Here is a 19,326-nt window from a genome sequence, read left to right as displayed (position 1 = left end):
TTACAACACCTGATTGCGTAATCGCTGGTATGCGGCATCTTCATCGTCAAGAATAATGGCCACTACCTGCCACTGCGTTTCACAGCGCTGCAAAGTATAAGAGGTATGGCAGGTAAACAGCACTTTACTGTTACTGTCATAGAAGCGCCAGTACAGGCTGACGAACTGCAGCTGTTCAGATAACCGCAACTGATGCTGCAGCACAAAATCTGCATTTTCTACACCCAGCTCGCGGTATTTCTCAACACGTGACAGCACATAGCCTTGCAGGCTTTCGATATCAGTCAGTAAGGTTTTATTGTCGCCGGCAAGCAACATGCTGGGTAAGGATATCAGCTGGCCGAAACGCTGCAGATCGCTGCTGATATAAGCCTGAGCATATTGCTGAAAAAAATCTGACACTGCTTGCATTTAACTGATCCCCAGATATTTGTGAACCTGCACACTTAAACGAAAGTTATACCGTTTACACATCGCGATGGCTAACTCCGTGGCACGGCGCTGCTGGCTGATTGGCTGCAGGTAAACCAGCTTAGCGGTTGTGTCTGTGCGTTGCAATAACTGCAACAGTTCATCAACATGTTTCTCCATCGCTACCGGGTGTTTAATTTCGTTTGCTCTGTCCAGCGCACTTTGCAGTACTGTATAGCCGCCTGCCATGTTGACCTTGGGTGATACGGTAACCCAGGTGTCAGCAGGCGCTTTTACCTCAAAGGTGCCGCTGGTTTCAATCTGGGTGCTATAACCATGCTGGTGCAGTATATGGCATAGCGGGTTCAGGTCGTACATGCAGGGCTCACCACCGGTAATCACCACATGCTTAGCCTGATAACCTTCGGTTGCAAACAAGGCAAGCAGCTCAGCAGGACTTACCTCTGCCCAGTGTTCAGTCTCAGCGGTTTTAATCACGATATCGCCAAGCGGCTGACGCAGCGTATCTTTTATCTCCCAGGTATGTTTGGTATCACACCAGCTACACCCTACCGGACATCCCTGCAGACGGATAAAAATAGCCGCAGCACCGGTAAAGCTGCCCTCCCCCTGAATGGTTTCAAAGACTTCGTTAACTTTATACACGCTGTGCTTTACCCTTTAGCCCATGGCCGATTTACTGTACAATGCGCGCCCCGCTGCAGCAGAGCGGCGAAGTTGCTGAATTTGAGCTGCATTATACAAGAGAGGGCCAGCGATGCCGAACAAAGTTGTTGTGATTTATTCCGGTGGAATGGATTCGTTTACTGTATTACACAAAGCGATTCAGGCCGGGCATGACGTCTATGCCTTATCCTTTAACTATGGTCAGCGCCACGTAAAAGAGTTGCAATGCGCCGCCGAGGTGTGTCAGGAACTGGGAATAAACCATAAAATTGTTGATATATCTGCTATCAATCAGTTACTTGCAGGCTCTTCGTTAACCGACAATATCGACATTCCGGAGGGCCATTACGCCGCCGACAACATGAAGTCGACCGTCGTGCCTAACCGCAACATGATTTTGCTGTCACTGGCCGTTGGCTATGCCGTATCACTTGGCGCCAGCCAGGTTTATTATGGCGCTCATAGTGGCGATCATTTTATTTACCCGGATTGTCGGCCCGAGTTCGTGCAGAAAATGCATGATGTCTGTCAGATAGCCAACTACGAGCCGGTCGATATTATCAGCCCGTACTTAGCGCAAACTAAAATTGAAATTCTTGCTGATGGCCTCGCCATGGGGCTTGATTACAGCAAAACCTGGACTTGTTATAACGGCCGGGAAAAAGCCTGTGGTAAATGTGGTTCCTGCCAGGAGCGGCTGGAGGCCTTTACGCTAAACAATACTACAGATCCGCTGCCGTACGAGTAGAGCTCTAAATTTACCATCAGATCTGTTACAACTAACGAATCTGTTTGCCCACGCTAACACGCCGTAAACCCATCCCTGGGGGCTCGTTTCAGCCCGTCCAGGGCTTCAACGGTTAGCTTAGGGCAAACCGATTCTTACCTAAGTTTATCTGTTTAACCACACACTCTTTGTATCAAGCTGCGCTAAACAGGTTCTGGTGCAATTGCTTCACCACACCCGGTGCATCAGCATCCTGCACTAAGAAGCACAGGTTATGCTTGGACGCACCATGGCAAATCAGTCGCATATTGATGCGCTCCAGCGTATTGAACAAATCGCCGGTAATACCTTTACTGCTGTGCAGGTGATTACCAATTACTGCAACTAAGCTCAGCCCCTGCTCGACTGACACTTCACAAAAGCTGCGCAGCTCACTAAGTGCTGGCTCGACAGAAACATTGAACGCGCTGGTCATGCCGCCTTCATCCAATGTCAGTGCCACACTGATTTCTGATGTGGTAACCAAATCTACCGAGATCTGATGCCGGCTTAAAATATCAAACACCCGGGTTAAAAAGCCGGCGGCATGCAACATGGCAGGGCTTTTCACGGTGATCAATGTCTGTGATTTTCTGAGTGCAATGGCACGGTACGGCGGCCGGTCTTTTACGTCTTTGGCTATCCAGGTTCCTCCCGCTTTGGGTTCGCGGCTGGAGCCAACAAATACGCCGATATTGCGCCGCATTGCCGGTATTAACGTTGCAGGATGCAGTACCTTGGCACCGAAAGTGGCCATTTCTGCCGCTTCATCGAAACTGATTTCTTTAATACAGCGCGCCTGCTCGGTTAACCGTGGGTCAGTGGTAAAAATGCCCACGACATCAGTCCAGATTTGCACGACAGAGGCACTGAGTGCTTCGCCAAATAACGCCGCGCTGTAATCAGAGCCGCCACGGCCGAGCGTGGTCGTCTGGCCGATTTCATCGGCACCGATAAAGCCCTGTGTTACCACGATATTATCGGCCAGTAATGGCTGCAGGTGCACTGCACACAACTCGCTTATCTGGTTGACTTGCGGCTCGCCTTTACCAAAACGGCTGTCGGTACGCATCACACGGCGGGCATCGAAGCACAACGCTGATGCGCCGCGCTCACGCAGTACCTGCGCAAACAACACTGAGCTTAAGCGCTCACCAAACGACTGTATTTCATCTTTATGTGTACCGCTGTATACCGCGCCGTTTTCTATAAGTTCACGCAGCGCCGATAGAATCGTTTCAATCTCTGGGGCTGCCTGCTGTGGATTATCCAGCCGGTTTAATACCGCTAACGTAATACGCTCAATACCCTGATAACAGGTATAACGCTCTGCCACATCGGCATGCCTGGTGATATCTACCAATAAATTAGTGACGCCTGAGCTGGCACTGACAACCACCAAACGAATGGCAGGTTCAGCCAGAATAATGTCGGCACAACGCGACATAGCTTCGAAGTCTGCGACACTGGTGCCGCCGAATTTTGCAACGATAAGTTTGGACAAAGGTGCCTCTCCTTATAAAACATAATAAGCAGAGCATGGCATTTGCTAACAGCAAAACGAGAATGGAACAGACAGCTTCTGTAATTTCTGTAAACTGTAGTTAACAAAGGCCAGAAGCTCTCCACCGCTATTCAGGTGACAGTCGTAAGGATTCAGCCTTAGCGACCGAGAAGTAATGCTCTATAACATTACTTCTCTCGGCGTTAGTCCCCCTCATTCAGGCTGCGATGTATAGACATCTGTCCTGAGTTACCTGGCTAACGCACCTCTTCTGGTCTATCAGATATGATTGACGGACGACACCTTAACCTGTTTTACGGTCGCAGGCAATAGCCTTTTAGCCGTCTAAACAGAACTTTCTCAGAGGTTAACCGCGATCATATCTGCCAGCGCTTATATTTGAGCGCCATGGTAGCGGTTTAATCTGAACAAATCCTTAGCATCAATGAAATAAATCAGTAGTTAAGGTTAATTTTTTTAAGCTGTGCGACAAAAGCGTCCATATCGGCTTCATTGGCTGCATCGCTGTGCCATTTATGGTGAAAACCCAATGTTAACTGCACCTTGCCGTTACTGAAGTAAACTTCATAACCATCAAAGCCGGAGTTAACCGTTATACCATCCAGTTCAAAGCCTGCACCCAACTCATTGTTAATCGGCTTACCGTGTTTCTCCACTTTGCCAAACACATTAAGTAAAAACTTAGCATCCAGTTCGTTTTGCATGGTGTTATCCCCGGGTTATTTTCTGTCATCATACCACTGCTTTGCGCCAGCCACTGACAAAGGTTATAGTCCGGCGCGATAAAAAGGAGAAATACCCATGCAAAAGCTTATTTCCGGCTGTGCGCTGCTACTTAGCATTTCAGTTCAGGCCAACAGCATTAAAGAGGCGCCTTTGGTATCAATTGCCAGCCACGATAGCTTCTTTAATAATCTGGCGGCGCTTTGTGGCAAAGCATTTGCTGGCAACGTCAGTGTTGATACGCCTTCAAGTGATGGCTTTAACGACCGGCTAATCATGCATGTGCGTAAGTGTACAGACAACCAGTTGCAGATCCCCTTCCATGTCGGCGATGATCACTCACGCACCTGGATTATCACTAAAACCGGTTCTGGCCTTAGCTTAAAGCACGATCACCGGCAAAAAAATGGCGACTATGACAAATCCACTATGTATGGTGGCCATACCGTTGACGCCGGCTGGGCTAATGTACAAAGCTTCCCGGCAGATCAGTATTCCAAAGAGTTGTTTGCCCGCTTAGGTAACCCGCAGTCCAGCAGTAACATCTGGCAGATGTATATTTACCCGCAGACTTTCAGCTATCGGATGATCCGCGAAGGGCGAGAATTCAGAGTCGATTTTGATTTAACCAAACCGGTTACTTTGCCACCAGTGCCTTGGGGGTATCAGGATTAACCGTCAATTGTGGGCGGTCAGCAAACTGGTCAGTACATTAGCGGTACGCTAAGATAAATGGCTTTTATATCAGGCTTGCTCTGCAGCGGGCTTTATAACGATAACAATACGGAGTATTTATGACTACCCTATCCAGGTTTACCAACCTTGCCGCAGCTCTGGCAGCAGCAAGCTTGCTTGCCGCCTGTTCAGAGCCGGCAACCGACGTTAACACAGCCGAGCCGGCAAAAACTCAGACAGAGGAAGCTCAGCAAGCACTGAAGCTGACTGAAGTAAATCCACGTCTGGGAGAATATATCAAAACCTTGTCGTCAGACGAGTTTCAGGGCCGCGCGCCGGCAACGAAAGGTGAAGAGCTGACAGTTGCCTATCTGGAAGACAATTTCCGCCGTATTGGCCTCAAACCTATCGACGGTGACAGCTACAAACAGCCGGTATCATTGGTACAAATCGATCCGAAAGAGGTGTCGGCGATGACACTGAGCGGCGACAACGTGCCGGCCCAGTTTGCTTATCGTGACGAAATGACGGCCTGGACCAAGCAAGTGACTGAACAGGTAGAAGTGAAAGACAGCGATATGGTGTTTGTCGGCTACGGTATCGTCGCACCGGAATATGGCTGGAACGACTACGAAGGCCTGGATGTAAAAGGCAAAACCGTGGTGATGTTTGTTAATGACCCGGGCTTTGCTACGCAGGATCCTAAGCTGTTTAATGGCAATGCTATGACGTACTACGGCCGCTGGACCTACAAATATGAAGAAGCTGCCCGTCAGGGTGCTGCTATGGCGCTGATCATTCATGAAACCGACGCTGCCAGTTATGGTTGGGGTGTGGTCGCGCATGGTTCGCCGATTAAGTTTGATTTAATCAACGAGAACAAAAACGCGGATCTGGCAAAAGTAGAAGGCTGGATCACCACCGAGTCGGCAGAAAAGTTGTTTGCCAATGTCGGCACAGACCTGGCCACCATGCATAAAAAAGCGCTGGAAAAAGACTTTGCCCCGGTTCCCTTGAATACCAAAGCGTCAATCACGGTGAAGAATAACCTGCGTGAGCTGACATCAAGCAATGTTGTCGGCTATATAGAAGGTAGCAAGTATCCGGATGAGTACGTGCTGTATATGGCGCATTGGGATCACCTGGGAATGGATTTTTCTAACCCGACCAACAAAGTGTTTAACGGCGCCCAGGACAACGCCTCCGGCACCGGTGGCTTACTGGCGCTGGCTGAATATTTCACACAGCAGCCACAGCCTGAGCGCTCGGTGGTCTTTGTTGCCGTGACTGCAGAAGAGCGTGGCTTACTGGGCTCCGCCTGGTATGCAGCTAACCCGGTGTTCCCGCTGGAGAAAACCGTCGTTGGTATCAATATGGACGTGATGAACGTCTATGGCCCGATGAAAGATATGGTGATTGTTGGCCTGGGTAACAACAACGCGGAAGATATTCTGATCAAGTACACCAAGCAGCAAGGCCGTTATGCCGTGCGTGAGCATAACCCTGAAGCGGGTATTGCCTATCGCTCAGATCATTTCAACCTGTCGAAAAAAGGTGTGCCGATTTTATATGCCAAAGGCGGTAATGATCATTTTGAGAAAGGTGCTGATTGGGGTAAAGCGCAGCGTGCCGAGTTTAACAAATGCTGCTACCACAAAGTGAATGACGAATACGATGATAACTGGGATTTACGTGGCGCCCAGCAAGACTTGTTCCTGTTTTATCAGGTAGGTAACGAGCTGGCTAACAGCCGTAGCTGGCCAAACTGGAATGAAGGTAACGAGTTCCGCGCCCTGCGCGATGCGTCAGCGGATCAGCGCAACTAAGCAGCAATACCGCAACTCAGAATTAAGGGCAGCGTTCGCTGCCCTTTTTTATCCAACATCGTGTATTCATACAGAGCCCGCCCCCGTGCACTGCAGATGGCAGCGCCCTACTAAGCCTGATATATTCATAATCTATTCAGTGAGTTCGGCTTAATGTCAGCCTATCAACCGAAAGGACACTCTATGCGCTGGTGGCACAAAACGCTGCTTACAGGCTTAGCTTTATTACTGCTATTAACGGCAGGCGCCTACTGGTACCTGCAAAAGCAGCTGGCGGCGTTACCGGTGCAAAATCTGCAATTTAATATTGACGCTATCAGTCTGCACCAGCTACGCCTTGACAGCATTAGTTTTCAGCTCGAGCAAACTGCTGCGCAGTTTACCCTCAGCGATATCAACGTTGTCTGGTCTTTTAGTGGTGGTTTCAGCCCTGCGCTACGTGAAATCAGGCTTGGCGCTGCCGACATCAAGCTGACACAATGGCCTGAGCAGGACTCGCCCGCTGCAGCTACCGATAATGAGCCTTTTAGCCTGCCACAAAACTGGCAACTTCCGCCCACGCTGCCCGAGCGCATCAGTCTGCAACACGTCAGTCTGCAACTGCCTTGTGGCGACAGCCTGTGCCACTACCAGCTTAATGGCCAGATGACAGCCGAACAGCAAAAACTGCGCTTTGCACTCACCGGTTTTGACGCTACAGACATGCAGCAGCGTTTGACGCTAAACGGCAGCTATGAAACGGTGCAAAATTTGCCACTGCTAAATGTCCGGCTAATGCTTGATGACAGCATCAATCTGAGCTTACATCAAAGCCTGATACAACAAAACAATCTGCTGGCTGAGGGCGCTGTAGAACTTACGATATCCCCGCCCTCATCCTGGCTGCTGCAGCAGGCAAAAGCCTGGCAGCTTGAATTACCAGCCGATGCTGTCGCGCAGTTCACAGCACCGGTACGTGTTTTCAGCCAATGGTCGTTTGATCTGCCAGAACAAACCGACCTGGCCAGTATCAGCCAGCACATAACAGGCCACTGGCAACTTGATGCGGATTTACCAGTACCTTTCGCCGTGCCGGGCATTGGCAACTTGCAGGGCCAGTTAACGGCAGCCGTTGGCTTCAAACAGGGCGAACTTAACCAGTACCAGCTAAACAGCAAGCTGACACTGCAGCAGCCGGTTGTACCGGAGCAGCTGCAACAGCGCGGGATTAATAGCGACACCGTGTATCTGGATTTATCGGCTGATGGCAGCAACCAGCCGCAGCTGACCGCTTTGCCACTGAGCGTAAATATCCGTACAACCGGTGCCAGTCAGTTAACGTTGTCTGCCGATACGTTGATGAACCTGACGCCGCCGTTCAGTGCCAGTTTAAAAAATGGCAAACTGACATGGGCACAGCCGCATTTAACAGCGGCAACGGGTATCGAACTTGAAAAGCTGAAATTGCAAAGCCAATTTAACGCTTACTGGCTGGCAGACAGCTGGCAACTCAACTTAAGCAACAGCGAGATCAGCACCGCAAAGCTGCAGAGCACAGAATATGGCGCCAGTAATATTAAGCTTTCGGCCACATCATCGCGGTTAACTGGCGACAGTGTCTTTTCTGCGCTGACGTTTAAAACGGATATGCTGGCTAACGCGGGTGATATTAAACAGGCCGCATTAAAGGCACAGAGCTGGCAGTGGCAGGGTAAGCTCGAAGGCACGGTACGAAGCGGCAGCACTGATAACCTGCGGCTTAAAGCCGAAGGCAAACTGAGTAATCATGCCAGCCTCGGGCTTAGCCATCAGCTCGATTATCAGGCGAGCGTGTTAACGCTTAACTGGCAACTGGACGATGCTTTTTTACTGGCCGGCAACCCTTTTCAGCAGAGCCTTACCGATTGGCCTGCCCTGTTAGAGTTTAACCGTGGCCGTATAACCGCAAGCGGCAGCGTAACACTGGCCGATACCATCGCCGCTCAGGCGGACATTGCGCTGTCGGGTGTCAGTGGTATTTATGACCGCAGCCTGTTTACCGATCTTAATCTGCCGCTGTCAGTCGAGTACAAAGGCGATACCGTATCAGTTCGCACCAGTGGTGCAACGCTGGCTGAAATACAGCATGGTGTTGTTGCCGGCCCGCTGCGGATGCAAGCCAGTTATGTGACACCGGCTAACACCTTAACCGCCGGTAAACTTGATATCAGGCAGCTGCAGCTGCTGGCGATGGGCGGGCAAATCCGTGTTGAGCCAACGTTATTGGATCTGGCGCTGCAACAGCAGCAGATCACCATGCAAGTTGAGCGCATAGATCTGACCAAATTACTGCAGCAACACCCCACGACAGACTTAACCGGTAACGGCCTTATCTCCGGTACCATTCCACTGCGGTTAAACCGCAGCGGCGCCAGTGTCGAAGGGGGTTACATTGCGGCAGAAAGCCCGGGCGGACAGTTACAATACCGCCCGCCCACAGCTGAAAACATGGCGGCGACCAATCCGGGAATGAAAGTAATGTTAAAAGCACTGGATGATTTTCATTACTCTGTGCTGTCCAGTAATGTTAGCTATGATACAAACGGTAAGTTACTGCTGGCACTGAAGCTACACGGTAACAACCCGGCGCTGGAGGGCGGACGGCCGATTAATCTGAATATTAACCTGGAGGAAGATATTCCGGCACTCATCACCAGTTTGCAACTTAGCAGCCAAATCAGTGACAAAATAAAACAGCGGGTACAACAACGTCTTCAACAGCAAAGCGCCGGTAAGCGCTAATGGAGCATCTTAATGATTAAGCAACTGAGCAGTACCATATTCCTCCTGCTGAGCCTGGCAGCCTGCACCCCCAAAGTGCAGGTTGCGATGCCAGCTGAGCCAATTAATATCAACCTGAATGTAAAAATTCAGCATGAAATTTATATCAAAGTCGATAAGCAGCTCGATGAGCTATTCAGCGACGACAGTGGGTTATTTTAAGGAGCATAAAATGAAATCTTTAAGCAAACTGAAAATGTTGCTGTTACCTGCCCTGTTTGCCATCAGCCTGCCGGTGCTGGCAATGAATTTACAACAGGCGATGGCGGCGTTAGGCCAAGCAAAAGCGCAGGGGTTGGTTGGCGAGCAGGCCAATGGCTATCTGGGTGCGGTGCAAAACAACAGTGAAGCAAATGATATCGTTAAACTGATTAACGATGCCCGCCGTGCTGAATATGCCAAACTGGCTAAGCAAAACAGCATTGCCGTGGCCGATGTAGAAGCCATGGCAGGCAAAAAAGCACTGGAGCGCACCAGTGCCGGCCATTACATACTGTTGGATGGTAATTGGGTAAAAAAACCCTGATTGCTGATTTTGTATTACAGTAATAGGCAAATAAGCAGCAGCTGCTAAGCTATTGACAGGCAGCATGTAATGAAGGCGATGTATGGCAATTAAGCGGCTTTTCTGTGCACTGATTGTACTTTGCTGTAGTTGCGCGCATGCAACGCCTGAGCAGTTTGATGAGCTGGTACACCAGATTGAAAGCGGTCAGCGTTATTTTTTCAGCCTGACCGACTTTCAAACCACCCTGCAAGAGTTAGAAACCTCACTGCCTGCCAATGACCCGGTACGGCGTAATATCTTTGACAGAATGCGCTGTATGCTGGGCTTTTTCGACCAGCCGCAAAAAGGCATTGAATACAGCGATACGCAACTCGCCGCCGCCAAAGCACGCGATGATAGCGCAGCGTTGGCCGATTACTACGTTTGCCGTTATTACCTGTTCAGCCAGCTTGGACAAGCGCAGCAGGCAGAACAAAACGCGCAGTTGGGTTATCAGGCCGCCAGCGATAGTGAAAACCCGCTTAGCATTGCTATCAGCCTGAGCCTGCTTGGCAGCATAGCGTCTTATCAGGGCAATTATGCCGATGCGATGCAGCATTATGTTACCGCTTATCAGTTGCAACGTGGTTTAGGCTACAAACCTTATATCAGTGATTTAGTATTATCCATCGCTGCCACCTACCGGCGAATGGGGCTTTATCAGGACGCGCTGAATTACATTGACCAGGCCGAGCAGGAGTTTAACTCACCGGATGAGCAGTTCCGGCATGCTTTAATCATGCATGAAAAAGCGTACTCCTATGCTGAGCTTGGCCAGTATCAACAAGCGCTGCAATTGTTTGAACAGTCGATGACAGTGTACCAGCAGTTAAAAGAGCCAATGTGGCGCACCTTTACCAAAGTGAATCTGGTGTGGATTAACAATTTGCTTAAACGTTACGACATTGCGATGACACTGGCAAAGGAGGCGAAAAGCGAACTGGATACGCTGCAAACTTATGATATGTCCTCTGTTGGCACATACCGCGGCTTGCTGGCAATGTACCATGGTGAAACCTTGCTGGCTCTGCAGCAGGTGCCGGACGCATTGCAACAGTTTGCCCTGGCTAAGACCGCGCTTAGTGCAGACGGCAACCCGCGCTATTTGCTGATGCTGTACAAAGCCAAGGCAGCAGCGCTAGCGGGTGCTAAACGGTATGATGAAGCCTATGCATTGTTAAACCAGTATCTGCAGAAAACGCAAATCCAGCAGCAAAAAGCCCGTGAGCAACAAAGTAATTTATTACGGGTACAGTTTGATTCTGTGCGCCAGCAAGAGCGTAATACCCAGCTTAAAGCGGAGAAACAACTGGTAGAGCAGCATGTCAGCGCATTACAACTGGCACAGCGCTGGCAATACGCGGCACTGGCACTTATTGTACTGATGCTGGTCATTTTACTGGCGTTTGCTGTCTCGCTGAAAAAGCGTAACCAGCGCCTGCACCGCCTTGCCATGACAGATGAGCTGACCAATGTTGCTAACCGGCGTCGCATTATGATGCAGGCTGAGCAGGAGCGGATAAAGGCGATTGATACCAAGACTGAGCTGAGTTTTCTGATCCTCGATCTGGACCATTTTAAACAGGTCAACGACTGCTTCGGCCATGACGCCGGCGATATAGTGTTACAACAAATGTGTATCACCGTCTGTGCCATGCTGCGAGAGCAAGACAGATTTGGCCGCACCGGCGGTGAAGAGTTTTTAATCGTATTACCTGATGCCAATGCGCAGCAGGCAGAAATCATTGCCGAACGGCTGCGTCAGGCGATAGCAGCAATTGCCTTTACCGGCTATGACAATTTAGCCGTCACCTGCAGTATTGGTATCAGCCAGTATCAGGCACCGGAAGCGCTGAATAACAGCCTGGCACGAGCGGATAAAGCGCTATATCAGGCCAAAGCAGAAGGCAGAAATAAAGTGGTGTGTGCGTAATAAAAAAGGCCGTTAAACGGCCTTTTTTAATTCGATAAACACTAAGCGTGCGCTGGTGTACGTTTTTGGTGCGCAACAAATAAACCGATAAGCACCAACACGGCGACCGCTACACCAATAGGCTTGCTGTACGTAGCTGGCAGGTTAAAACCAATACCCGCAGTGGCAATATACGCCACTGTAATTGCCGTACCAATTACCGCAGGAATACTGGCAATCCAGTGGAAAGTGCCACGGTCAAACAGGTACTTAGTTGCTAACCACAATACGCTGGTGGACAACAGCATGTTAGAGAACGCGAAATAACGCCAGATAAGAGAGAAATCCAGGAACGTCATTAAATAAGCAACACCCAGCAGTGGAACTGCTAACAGCAAGCGGTGCAATGTGGTCTGCGAAATATTAAACGCATCCATAATGGTTAAACGTAATGAACGAAACGCGGTGTCACCTGATGTGATTGGGAATATAGCAACAGCCAGTATTGCCATTACGCCACCGAACACGCCAAGGTAACTGTTCGCAATATGGTTAACCACTAAGCCCGGGCCACCCTGCGCTAACATCGCTTTTAACTCGACATAGCCACCCGGGAAAGCTGAAATACCGGCTAAGGCCCACACACAGGCTACTATACCTTCACACATCATAGCGCCATAGAATACCGGGCGTGCATACTTTTCATTAGTAAGACATCTGGCAATCATCGGTGACTGAGTAGAATGAAAGCCACTGATGGCACCACATGTAATCGTCAGGAACAGCAACGGCCAAATAGGCGCGCCATCCGGGTTAGGTGTTAAAAAGTCATGGTGTTCGTGCGAGTCAAAGTAAGCAAAGATATCGTTTACCTGAGGTAAATGTGGTGCTTCCAGCAGTATTGAAATGGCAATAAGGCTGGTCATCACAATCATTAATGCACCAAACATTGGGTATAACTTAGTGATGATTTTATCAATGGGTAATAACGTCGCTAAAAAGTAATAGGCCAGAATCACCAATACCCAAAAGGTATTACCCGCCAGAATCGTACCTTCAAAGAAAGATAGGTTACTCAGTAAGCCTGCCGGGCTCATGATAAACACGACGCCAACGAAGAACAGCAACATCGCAGTAAAAATCAGCATGAAGCCTTTAAAAATCACATTGTAATAATGGCCGGCTATTTCGGGTAAGCTCTTACCGTCTTCTTTTAAGCTCATTACACCAGAGAAGTAATCGTGCACAGCTCCGCCGACAACGTTACCTATTACAATCCACACTAGTGCAACAGGGCCATATACAGCACCTAAAATAGGACCGAAAATTGGCCCTACCCCCGCTACATTCAGAAACTGAATGAGGAATGCTTTTACAGGATGGATAGCGACATAATCAACACCGTCATGCAGACGCTCCTGAGGCGTGACAGCGCTGGGATCTATGGCTGCTTGTTTTTCAACAAACGGGCTGTACAGTTTATAGCCAAGTAAGAGTATGGCGATACTGATAAAGAATATTAGCATTACGCAGATTCCTCGTTGTTTTATAGTTTGCCAACCTGCATCAGCGCAGAGTTATGCAATTTTATGTAGGGCGCCGCAGCTTAGCATGGAAATATTTAGGGTAATACTAGCCTATAGTCGAAGTAACGGATAACGATTGGCGTGCATTCGCTTCACATTACGTCGATGTCAGCTGATATTTTCAGACAACAAAAAAGTACCTGAAATAAACGGGCGCAGTGCCGAAAGGCTCAGCCTGGAAAAGTGCATTTACAGCAAATAGCGCAGGATTTCGTCAGGCTGCCGTTATGCAAAGTGCCGCTGCAGGCAACCGATATTTAGGGCATTGGCGCCTTGCAGCATATGGCAACGTTACTGGAGCAAGCCGGTTTATAGCCGGCTGCTATGAGCGAGAAGCGGATTTTGCCCGGACTTCTTCAGAATAGCTTTGTTAAAGTACGAGCAAATATTTGTTAGTTGAGAACAGATGCTTTAGGCTTATTGTCATTGCTTGAGATATCAGGATAAACAGTGTTGCGCCCTCTGGATTTAGCTTCATAGAGGTTTGCGTCTGCTAGCTCAACCACCTTCATGTTCTGCTTTTTTGCAACATTAAAAGTTGATATTCCGATACTGACAGTTAACCGTCGATGTGATGAGGTGACGTGCTCAATATTCTTATTAAAAAAAGCTGAGCGGATCCGCTCAGCTACCTCTGAAGCACCTTCGAAATCGGTGTCAGGCAAAACAACAGCAAATTCTTCACCACCATATCGACTGACAAAGTCAGCAGGACGTAATAGTGAAGACTTAACGAGGTTTGCGGCATTGCGCAGCACTTCGTCACCTTTAAGGTGACCGTAGTGATCGTTGTACAGTTTGAATGAATCGATATCTAGCAATAGAACAGCAGTGTCTGTCGTTGTTCGACTTCCTATATTCCCGAATTTAAGTAGATGTTCATCAAAGTACCGCCTGTTATAAACGCCGGTGAGCCCGTCAACAAAGACCAGCTGCAACAATATATCTCTCTGGTATTTAATTGTTAAATGAGCTCGTATCCGGTTAATCAGAGTGGTCGCATTTACTGGCTTGGTGATAAAGTCTACTGCCCCGGCTTCCCAACATGATGACTCTTCTTCCTGGTCGTTTATAGATGTAACGAAAATGACAGGGACATCCCTGATCCTCTCGTCACGCTTCAGTAAACCACACAACTCTAACCCTGACATATCTGGCATCAGTACATCTAGCAATATCAGATCTGGTATTTTCTCCAGACATAATTCCAGGGCATCTTCTCCTGATGTCGCCGCTAAGACAACGTAAGTCGGGTTCAAGATGTTATAAATGGTTTGGATATTTATAGGCTGGTCGTCGACGACTAAAATGGTAGCGCCACTGGTATCCATTTGAACCTGGCTGTCCAGTTTGCTAATTACCATTTGGGTTTCCTAACATGTCATTTAATTCAGCTAATATCACCTTTGCCTCTTTGAATTTCAATTTGTTAAGTGACGCTACTAATTTATCTGCGATAGCAGGTGATACGTTGTTCAACTCAGGTAAGATCTCTAATAGAGTATCCAACGCATGCATATTGAAATTAGTTACTTCTGAACATAGCAACTCAAACGTCTGTAAAAAATCAGCTTTATCTTCCGTCACTGAACTACCCACACTCTGTTCATCCTGACTTCCCATTAAAGCTCTCAAGCGTATGCTTTGCTCGAGCGCCACTGACAAGTTTCTCAATGCAAGATTCATTTGCTCCGGTGATAAAGATGCTGAATTATTACTCGCTATTGATTGCTCTAATTCTGCAGAGACTTCTGATAACGGCGAAAATCCTAAAGCCCCAGCTGTGCTCTTTAAAGTATGAAACAACCTCTTAAGTTCATCATGCTCTGTGATGCCTCCAACTAGCTCATCAGTATATTGCTGTAAGTCTAAGATAAATAAATCGAGCGATCGTATGTACGTTGGTACAACATTACTGAAACGCTGCATAGCGGCATCAATACTTATAGAACAGCTCTTGCAATAGGCTATAACCTCTTCGGACATCGCTAGACGATGATCCTTTAGTTCACGTACATACTCAGTTTGCGGCGTGCCTTTCAAAACACGCTCAATAGTGAAAATAACCTCTTGCAGATCAAAGGGCTTGCCAATATGAGCAATCATTCCAGCATCAAAACATTTCTGTTTGTCAGACGGCAGAACGTTAGCTGTCATCGCAATTATCGGAAGTAACTTGAACTTGTCTTTAGTTTTAATTCGTCTGCAGGTTTCATAGCCATCTAAACCTGGCATCTGAATATCCATTAAAATGACATGAAAATTGAGCAAACTGTTTTCCAGCTCACGTATCGCCTGCTCACCACCACTTGCAATAGTCAGAATTGCCCCACGCGCTTCTAACAACTCTTTTGCAATAAGTTGGTTAGTTGGATTATCTTCTACCAGTAGGATCCTTACTCCCGCGAGTGCTTTTTCTTCAAAGGTACTGCCATGTTTTGTAAGGTCAGGCACAGACAGCGCATCAAAATAGGCATTAAATATTTGCGACCGGGTTACAGGTTTGGTAAGAAACCCATTAAGCACATTTACCTGTTCATTGAATTTATCAGATAACTCATCCCTGTTATGTGCTGTAACCATAATAAGTAATGGCATCTTATCTACCGGCGTAATTTTTCTGATCTCTGCTGCTAGTTCCCAGCCATCAGTCACCGGCATTTTCCAATCTAACAATGCTATATCAAACGGCTCGCCGTGATCACAGGCCGACATATACAACTGCAGTGCTTCGTCGGGTTTTGTGGTTGATGTAATATTCCAATTAAGCTGAGCCAACGTATCAGTGAGTATCTGAAGACTTGTTTTATTATCATCAACCAACAGAACATTTACCTGCTTATGTGGATCCGGGATTCTGACGGTTTTCAAACTGGATGCTGGACCGACCAAAATGTCGCATATAAATTCAGACCCGCTCCCAACCTCACTTTGCACTTTGATGTCTCCACCCAATAATTGTGCGTATCTAGATGCAATTGTAAGCCCTAACCCTAATCCTCCATGCTGACGCGATGCCGTATTATCCGCCTGAGAAAACAGTTCAAAAATGGAAGTAAGTTTATCGCTTGCAATACCAACCCCTGTGTCTTTAACACTTATTCCAAGTCTTATTTTACCGTTATCCAGCGTTTCCATCACAAAGATACGAATAACTACCTCACCCTTATCAGTAAACTTTACAGCATTACCCCCTAAGTTCTTTAGGATACGTTTTATCTTAATCGCATCAGTACTGAAGAAATGTGGTACGTCTTTATCTACAGAGTAATGAACCTCAACAGGCTTATTTTTTACCAAAGCATATAGCTGTACCCCAACCTGACTCAATATCTCATCGAGCTCTACATCACTATTTTTGATAGCAATTTGCTCACCATCCAAACTGGTAAACTCCAAGATATCATTCACTATGGATGTTAAAGACCCCACAGCCTCTTTGGCTGCAGCAAGATAATTTTGTTGTTTCTGCTCAGACTCTGTCAGCTCCAGCAGCTGTAAGCTTCCACTTACAGCATTTAAGGGGGTTCTTAGTTCATGACTCATGTTGGCTATAAAATCAGTCTTTGCGGTGCTTGCTGCATCCGCTTTTTCAAGCGCAATGCTCAGAAGCTTTTCTTTTTCCTGTATCTCAGAGATGTCCTTCGCGGCCAGGTAGATGACTTGCTCATTTTCTATCGTTAACAGACACGCCGAAACCAGGTTGTAAGAGATGTATCTACCATTTTTATAAAATGAAGCCTCAAATGTTTTCCTACCGCTTAATAGCACAGACTTACGAATGTTGTCCCATGTGTCAGAATGGTTGAGATTCATAACCTCCGATATATTTCTTTTTTGTTCAGCGGATATATTGAGGCCCAAAATGATTTTTGCGTAAGGATTGCAATGAAAAATATTTCCGTCAGGTGTTAGCCAGAGTAATACATCCTGAGCGTTATCAACCGCAGACTCGACCAACTCTAAATTACGCGCTAATAATTGGTTCTGGCTTATGTCATTCACGATAAAAACGTAACTTTCGATCTTATCTTCACCGTAAATAGGAGCAACATTGAGTAAAGTTGGAAAGAGCTCATCAGATTTATTTTTAAGTAAACATTTAACAGATATATGCTCCCCAGCCATAGATTGGCTCTTCATCTGATGAAGGAAATCCTCAGGCAATTTATCCGCCTGGGGAGCTATTTTGAGTGCGGTTGCATCGAAGAATTGCGTTATGTTTCTCTTACCAACGACCTCGCTTACTGAGAATCCGAATAATCGACAAGCCATCTGGTTGAACAGTGTTATTTCACCGTCAACCCTACATTTTATGATGGCAAGGGTTGTATTGTTTAAAATACTGTCTTCGAAGGATATTTGACTTAACAGCTTTTGTGATGTGCTTGATATATCTTTAAGCAACTCTTTATTTTTATTCATTAACTCGTGTTGAAGATTAACAATATCAGTAGAATCATGAACAGTTATCGTAGCACCTGAAAACTCCTTATTGATGAACAAAGGAGACATGTTGATGGATAGATATCGTTCGCCTTTGGTCTCAAGTGGCTGATATTTTATATTGATATTATTGAGCACCTGTCCTTTTGCAACTTGCTTATACATCGAAATAAGTTTTTCGCTGGATATAGCTCTACCAAGCCAATTAAGGAATGGTTTATTTACGGACTCGGGTTCGACAAAATCAAAAATGCTTTTCGCTGACTTATTCCAACTGGTTACAGCAAACTGGCTGTTCAAACCAATAACACCATCAGAAGCATTTTCAACGACAGAAGCAAATGAGAGTCTACTTTTGAGATGGCTCAAGCGCTGGCTGAAGTAGTGAACTACGACAAAGAGCAGAACCACAATTAACATGGTCACAACGACGATCTGCCAGAATACAAAAGTTGCATTTTCGAGCGGCAACTCTGCTAAATAAGTAGGTGTTGGTATCCCCTTAACTAACCATCTGCGACCGAAAACATCGACTTCATCTGTAACAAATACTTTGGCAGAAAGTTCACTCTCATCCCAATTGCCATAAAAAGATATTGGTACAGGGGCTGTCACATCTGATATAGCAACATTGAATGCCTCCTGCCCCTTTGTCACAGAATCTAATATTTCATGGATTAACAAAGGAGCATAAACCCAGCCAACCAGCTCCTCTTCCAAACTTTTTGCATTCACTTTAAATATAGGGTGCAGCAACAAGAAACCATGCTTCGCTTTCTGGCTTGCCTGAACCAGGGTAATTGGGCCGGTCAGCTGTGTCGTTCTCGACGTTGCACTTATTAACGCAGCTTGACGACGAAAGAACTCTGAGCCGACATCCAGGCCCACGGCTTGACCATTAACATTTTCAGGCTCTATATATTGAATAATAAACAGCGGGTCTTTAGGGCTATCAAGCTGTTTAAGGTTAAAGTCGCCATTCCTATCATTTCTCGCAGCGTCGAGAAATTTTTCTAAATCCGCTTCAGCAACTTTTTTGATAACACCAAACCCCCTGGCCCCCGGAAACTCAGTGCTGTAGTCTCTGCTTTTAAAATAGCTAAGTTGTGCTTGATAATTAAAATTTTCAAACCCAACTGTATCTACTGCAGCTTTTAAAGCTCTTAACCCGTACTCGTAAGTTCTGACCGCTTCGCTAACTGCCTCAACAACACTTTTCAGTTCAGTCTCAAGGCTATCGTTAATTACTGCTTCATTGCGTGACGTTATAAGGTGCTCACTGTAGAAGGCTGTGCAAACGCCTGTAATCGTCAACAACACCAAAAACATAAATAAACTTTTTTGATTAGCTATACGCAATTTCATGTCCTACTACAAAGTTGGCTTTAATACCTAGTCTGGCATCCCTACCTGCATGTTCACA

General features: G+C 47.1%; 14 protein-coding genes and 1 riboswitch. Of the genes, 7 read left to right on the top strand and 7 right to left on the bottom strand.

Annotated features, from left to right (window positions below):
• Positions 1–411 carry a hypothetical protein gene (locus LHL18_RS18085; protein ID WP_226768136.1) on the bottom strand — a complete coding sequence of 137 codons (411 nt, stop codon included), beginning with the start codon at positions 409–411 and terminating at the stop codon, positions 1–3.
• The gene (gene queE, locus LHL18_RS18080; RefSeq protein WP_226768135.1) at positions 412–1,077 is read right to left on the bottom strand and encodes a 7-carboxy-7-deazaguanine synthase QueE; all 666 of its coding nucleotides are present in this window, start codon (positions 1,075–1,077) and stop codon (positions 412–414) included.
• Between the two features lie 112 nt (positions 1,078–1,189).
• On the opposite strand from queE, the gene queC reads away from it, so the two are divergent.
• Complete coding sequence (gene queC, locus LHL18_RS18075) at positions 1,190–1,846, top strand: 7-cyano-7-deazaguanine synthase QueC (protein ID WP_134055356.1); 657 nt, start codon at positions 1,190–1,192, stop codon at positions 1,844–1,846.
• 172 nt (positions 1,847–2,018) lie between these two features.
• On the opposite strand, the gene lysC is transcribed toward queC, so the two are convergent.
• Positions 2,019–3,368 (bottom strand): lysine-sensitive aspartokinase 3, encoded by a 1,350-nt coding sequence (gene lysC, locus LHL18_RS18070; RefSeq protein ID WP_226768134.1) that lies wholly within the window; start codon positions 3,366–3,368, stop codon positions 2,019–2,021.
• 106 nt (positions 3,369–3,474) lie between these two features.
• A riboswitch (Lysine riboswitch) is annotated at positions 3,475–3,647 on the bottom strand.
• Positions 3,648–3,823: 176 nt separating this feature from the next.
• Complete coding sequence (locus tag LHL18_RS18065; RefSeq protein WP_134055360.1) at positions 3,824–4,093, bottom strand: DUF3081 family protein; 270 nt, start codon at positions 4,091–4,093, stop codon at positions 3,824–3,826.
• A 97-nt stretch (positions 4,094–4,190) separates the two neighbouring features.
• Here LHL18_RS18065 and LHL18_RS18060 point away from each other — a divergent pair, with 97 nt between their 5' ends.
• The 6 genes from LHL18_RS18060 to LHL18_RS18035 all read left to right on the top strand — a co-directional run bounded on the left by LHL18_RS18060 (position 4,191) and on the right by LHL18_RS18035 (position 11,892).
• On the top strand, positions 4,191–4,787 hold the full coding sequence (locus tag LHL18_RS18060; RefSeq protein WP_226768133.1) for a hypothetical protein: 597 nt from the start codon (positions 4,191–4,193) through the stop codon (positions 4,785–4,787).
• Positions 4,788–4,906: 119 nt separating this feature from the next.
• Positions 4,907–6,613 carry a M28 family metallopeptidase gene (locus LHL18_RS18055; RefSeq protein ID WP_226768132.1) on the top strand — a complete coding sequence of 569 codons (1,707 nt, stop codon included), beginning with the start codon at positions 4,907–4,909 and terminating at the stop codon, positions 6,611–6,613.
• Between the two features lie 183 nt (positions 6,614–6,796).
• Positions 6,797–9,373, top strand: a complete 2,577-nt coding sequence (locus LHL18_RS18050) for a YdbH domain-containing protein (RefSeq protein ID WP_226768131.1) — start codon at positions 6,797–6,799, stop codon at positions 9,371–9,373.
• A 12-nt stretch (positions 9,374–9,385) separates the two neighbouring features.
• The gene (locus LHL18_RS18045) at positions 9,386–9,574 is read left to right on the top strand and encodes a YnbE family lipoprotein (RefSeq protein WP_226768130.1); all 189 of its coding nucleotides are present in this window, start codon (positions 9,386–9,388) and stop codon (positions 9,572–9,574) included.
• Between the two features lie 10 nt (positions 9,575–9,584).
• The gene (locus LHL18_RS18040) at positions 9,585–9,938 is read left to right on the top strand and encodes a YdbL family protein (protein ID WP_226768129.1); all 354 of its coding nucleotides are present in this window, start codon (positions 9,585–9,587) and stop codon (positions 9,936–9,938) included.
• An 82-nt stretch (positions 9,939–10,020) separates the two neighbouring features.
• Positions 10,021–11,892: a tetratricopeptide repeat-containing diguanylate cyclase gene (locus LHL18_RS18035; RefSeq protein ID WP_226768128.1), complete on the top strand. Its 1,872-nt coding sequence runs from the start codon at positions 10,021–10,023 to the stop codon at positions 11,890–11,892.
• Positions 11,893–11,933: 41 nt separating this feature from the next.
• Here the strand turns inward: LHL18_RS18035 and LHL18_RS18030 are convergent, their stop codons facing one another.
• The 3 genes from LHL18_RS18030 to LHL18_RS18020 form a co-directional block, all read right to left on the bottom strand.
• Positions 11,934–13,397, bottom strand: coding sequence for a carbon starvation CstA family protein (locus tag LHL18_RS18030; protein ID WP_134055372.1), 1,464 nt, complete (start codon positions 13,395–13,397; stop codon positions 11,934–11,936).
• A 452-nt stretch (positions 13,398–13,849) separates the two neighbouring features.
• Positions 13,850–14,821, bottom strand: coding sequence for a diguanylate cyclase (locus LHL18_RS18025; RefSeq protein WP_226768127.1), 972 nt, complete (start codon positions 14,819–14,821; stop codon positions 13,850–13,852).
• On the bottom strand, positions 14,811–19,268 hold the full coding sequence (locus tag LHL18_RS18020; protein WP_226768126.1) for a response regulator: 4,458 nt from the start codon (positions 19,266–19,268) through the stop codon (positions 14,811–14,813). Before LHL18_RS18020 ends, LHL18_RS18025 begins: the two co-directional genes overlap by 11 nt.
• Between the last annotated feature and the right edge of the window lie 58 nt (positions 19,269–19,326).

Source organism: Rheinheimera aquimaris (assembly GCF_020531985.1).
GTDB classification, from domain to species: Bacteria; Pseudomonadota; Gammaproteobacteria; order Enterobacterales; family Alteromonadaceae; genus Alishewanella; species Alishewanella aquimaris.
Note: the sequence above shows the minus strand (reverse complement) of the source record. Positions and strands in the feature narration are given on the sequence as shown.